The following is a 4,280-nucleotide window of genomic DNA, read 5'->3' as shown; positions in this document are numbered from 1 at the left end:
TGCTCGATGTAGGAGTACAAAATCGTACCTTCCTGCGTTAGCGCAACCCCTTTGGAATTTCGATAAAACAATGTGATGCCGAAGCTGTTTTCCAGCTGCTTAATGGCGTGGCTGACGCTCGGTTGGGTGAGGTACAGCGCATTAGCGGCTTTCGTTAAGCTGCCTGTTTTAGCGGCCCAATAAAAAACCTTATATAATTCGTAATTATTGATCATAGATGTCGTCTATACCTCCTCTTAAATATATTAATTACTTGTATGACCCCTAAACGTATTATAGTGTAACTAAGAAAAAGAAACCATAGCTAACGAATGGGAAGGAGAAAGGAAGATGGAGCCAACCACTTTTGTGTTGTTTGGAGCGACAGGGGATTTAGCAAAAAGAAAAATCTACCCCGCTTTGTATAATTTGTTCATCGAGCAGAAACTGCCGCAAGCATTCTCCTTGATTGGCCTTGGACGTAGAGAGCTGACGCATGAAACCTTTCAGGCAAATGTCGAGCAATCTCTCCGTGATTTTTCCAGACGGGAAATAAAGGACGAGGCAAGCGTGAAAGCTTTTTTACAAGCATTCCGTTACCAAGTTCTGAACATAGACCATACGGAAGATTACCAGAAGCTGCTTCAAATGATTGAACAGCGGGAAGCAGCTTTAAATCTTGCCCCGAATCGCCTGTTTTATTTGTCGGTTGGGCCTGAATTTTTCGAAACGATTGCATCCAACATTCAGGCAAGCGGGCTTGGCTCTGCACAGGGCTGGAAGCGCCTCGTCATTGAGAAGCCTTTCGGCCATGATTTGCAATCTGCTCGCGATTTGAATGCAAGTCTTAGCCAATCTTTCGAGGAAAAAGAAGTTTTCCGGATCGATCATTATCTCGGCAAGCCGATGGTGCAGCGTCTTGAGGCTTTGCAGCAGACGAACCCGGTCATTCAGGCGCTGTGGAACAATCATTACATTGCCAATGTGCAAATTACAGCGAATGAAACGGTCGGTGTAGAGGAAAGAGCCGGTTATTACGATCATGTCGGCGCACTAAGAGACATGTTCCAAAACCATTTGCTGCAATTGCTTATGATGACGGCGATCCAGCTGCCGCAGAAGAGCGATCCGGAAAAGGTTCGTTCTAAGAAGAAACAGGTGATGGAAGCACTTGAACCGCTGCAAAAGAAAGATGTTGGACTGAGCGTCATTCGCGGACAATACAGCGCTGGCAGCATTCAGGGCAAGCCGGTTGTTGGTTATAGGTCCGAGCCGGGGATTGCTGAAACTTCGATGAATGACACCTTTATCGCAGCTAAATTGCAAATTGATGATTTCTTTTGGCGGGGCGTTCCATTCTACATTCGTACCGGCAAAAGAATGAAGGAAAAATCGACGCGAATCGTCATTGAATTTAAAGAGCCTTTAAAACAAGCGCCTTCCGAAAACGAGGAGGGTGTGGCTCCGAATCTGCTCGTCATTGAAATGAGCCCTAATGAAAGCATTACGCTTCAGCTCAATTCCAAGGATTCGCAGCAAAATGGTGAATTCAAGCCGATTCAAATCGATTTTCACCCGAACAAGGAAGAGCTTCCAGAAGCTTATGAAAATTTGATTCATGATGCTTTGAATGGCAACCCTACGTTTTTTGCCCATTGGGATGAAGTTGAAATGTCGTGGGCTTGGGTTCAGCCTATTTTGGAAGCTTTCGCGGAAAATCAGGTTCCTCTTCATCATTATGCGGCTGGTACTTATGGGCCAGCGGAGTCCGATGCTTTGCTAGCGCAGGATGGCTACCACTGGTGGTTCGATTCCAAGCTGGAACAACAATCTGAAACAGAGAAAGGACAACAATATGCCTATCACACAAACCATTGATCAGTTAGCGATTGACACGATTCGTACTTTATCGATTGATGCCATTAACAGCGCCAATTCCGGTCATCCGGGCCTTCCAATGGGGGCAGCACCAATGGCGTACACGTTATGGTCCAAATTTTTAAGCCACAATCCCGGTCATGCCAAATGGTTCAACCGCGATCGTTTCGTGCTTTCGGCGGGCCATGGTTCAGCACTGCTTTACAGCCTGCTGCACTTATCCGGCTATGCAGTATCGCTCGACGATTTGAAGCAATTTCGCAAGCTGAACAGCAAGACGCCAGGCCATCCTGAGTTTGGACATACGGATGGCGTAGATGCAACGACTGGCCCTCTAGGCCAAGGGGTTGCAATGGCTGTTGGCATGGCAATGGCAGAGGCGCATCTGGCTGCAAAATTCAATCAGGATGGTTTCCCGATTATCGACCATTATACTTATGCGCTTGTTGGCGATGGCTGCTTGATGGAAGGGATTTCCTATGAGGCCATGTCCATGGCTGGCCACATGAAGCTGGACAAATTGATCGTGCTTTACGATTCAAACGATATTTCCCTCGATGGGGAATTAAATCTTTCTTTTGGGGAGAATATTCAAAAAAGAGCGGAATCTGCGAATTGGCAATATCTCCGCGTGGAAGATGGCAATGACACTTCGGCCATCGCTGAGGCAATTGCAGCTGCCAAGCAAAACGATTCACAGCCAACGCTTATCGAAATCCGTACGATTATCGGTTACGGAAGCAAAGTAGCGGGCACGAATAAAGCGCATGGCAATCCGCTGGGCAAGGAAGAAGCAATTGCAACGAAAGCCGCTTATGGCTGGAAGTATGAAGAAGAGTTCACCGTACCGGCTGAGGTCAAAGCTCATTACGAACAGCTGAAGCTTGCGGGTGCGGCTAAAGAAGCGGAATGGAACAAGCAGCTCGTTTCCTATACCGCGCAATATCCGGCACAGGGCAAGGAGCTGGCTCAAGTCATCGAGGGTACGGTAACGATTGATGCAGCTGACATTTTGACCTTCGATGCCTCCAAAACACTTTCAACTCGCGTAGCGAGCGGTGAAGCCATCAATCATTATGTGAAAACCGTTCCTTCCATCTTCGGAGGCAGTGCAGATCTATCGCATTCCACGATGACGGACATTAAAGGAGAAGCGACATTCGCAGTTCAATCGTATGCAGGGCGCAATATTTATTTCGGCGTTCGTGAGCATGCAATGGGCGCGGCGGGCAATGGCATGGCGCTGCATGGCGGCGTAAAACCATTCGTGAGCACCTTCTTCGTATTCAGCGATTATTTGCGCCCGTCGATTCGTCTGGCTGCCTTGCAGAAGCTGCCTGTTACGTATGTATTCACGCATGATTCCATCGCAGTCGGTGAAGATGGTCCTACGCATGAGCCAGTTGAGCATTTGGCTGCGCTTCGCACCATTCCAGGGCTTACGGTCATTCGTCCAACGGATGCCAATGAAACTGCAAGTGCTTGGGCTTATGCTTTACAGCAAAATGATGGTCCGGTTGCGCTCGTGCTGAGCAGACAAAATCTGCCGATCTATGAAGCAACGAAAGCTAACGTTGCAGAGGTAGCTAAAGGCGCTTATGTCCTGACAGAAACAAGCGAGAAGCCAGACGTTATTTTGATCGCAACAGGTTCAGAGGTATCGCTTGCCGTTAATGCTAAAACCGAGCTGGAGAGGGATAACCTATCCGTTCGCGTCGTGGCTATGCCAAGCAGAGAACTGTTTGAGCGTCAGTCAGCAGCTTACAAGCAATCCGTTCTCCCTGATACCGTGTCGAATCGCATCGCTATTGAAGCGGGCATTTCGCTCGGCTGGGAGCGTTATGCAGGGCCAAGCGGCAAAGTATTGTCCATTGATACGTTTGGCGCGTCAGGTCCGGGCAACCAGGTAATGGATTACTTTGGTTTCTCAACTGAGAATGTTGTGAGCCTGGCAAAAGAATTAGTAAAATAATTGTAATGCTCGGCGATCAAATTTAAAATGAAAGTGCAATTCAAAAATGAACCCAAAAAACGGAGGTAATTGACTATGAAATTTTTTATCGATACGGCTAATGTGGAAGATATTAAGAAAGCTTATAAAATTGGCGTTTTGTCCGGTGTTACCACTAACCCATCTTTGGTTGCTAAAGAAGGCGTGAAATTTGAAGACCGTATTGCTGAAATTTTGCAAATCGTGCCTGAGGTTGAATCCGTTTCTGCAGAAGTAACGCCTAACGCGATTACAGCTGAAGAAATGATCGCTGAAGCGGACGAGCTGATCAAAATCAACAACAACGATAAAAACATTACAATCAAGCTTCCGATGAACCTTGCTGGACTGGAAACTTGCCGTTACCTGACGAAAAAAGGCGTAAAAACGAACGTAACGCTTATTTTCACAGTGAACCAGGCGCTGTTGGCTG

At 47.2% G+C, this 4,280-nt stretch carries 4 protein-coding genes; 3 read left to right on the top strand and 1 reads right to left on the bottom strand.

The features are described 5' to 3' along the window. The coding region (locus ABEW34_RS31740; RefSeq protein WP_430165822.1) for a LysR family transcriptional regulator at positions 1–215 on the bottom strand (215 nt) is incomplete at its 3' end. 115 nt (positions 216–330) lie between these two features. Between ABEW34_RS31740 and zwf the strand changes: the two genes are divergently transcribed. From zwf to ABEW34_RS31725, 3 genes are all read left to right on the top strand, one after another. Next, positions 331–1,857, top strand: a complete 1,527-nt coding sequence (gene zwf / locus ABEW34_RS31735; RefSeq protein WP_430165819.1) for a glucose-6-phosphate dehydrogenase — start codon at positions 331–333, stop codon at positions 1,855–1,857. After that, a complete protein-coding gene (tkt, locus tag ABEW34_RS31730; protein WP_430165824.1) occupies positions 1,841–3,829 on the top strand; it encodes a transketolase in 1,989 nt (662 codons plus the stop codon). Before zwf ends, tkt begins: the two co-directional genes overlap by 17 nt. Before the next feature lie 75 nt (positions 3,830–3,904). Further along, a partial coding sequence (locus ABEW34_RS31725) for a transaldolase family protein (protein ID WP_430165816.1) occupies positions 3,905–4,280 on the top strand: 376 nt, incomplete at its 3' end.

The sequence above is a fragment of the Paenibacillus algorifonticola genome, assembly GCF_050481745.1.
GTDB classification, from domain to species: domain Bacteria; phylum Bacillota; class Bacilli; order Paenibacillales; family Paenibacillaceae; genus Pristimantibacillus; species Pristimantibacillus algorifonticola_A.
This window is presented reverse-complemented; position numbering and strand designations above follow the sequence as displayed.

What these genes read in the sequence shown, in the direction of transcription:
- zwf (WP_430165819.1), top strand. Translation starts at nt 331, where the DNA reads ATGGAGCCAACCACTTTTGTGTTGTTTGGAGCGACAGGGGATTTAGCA.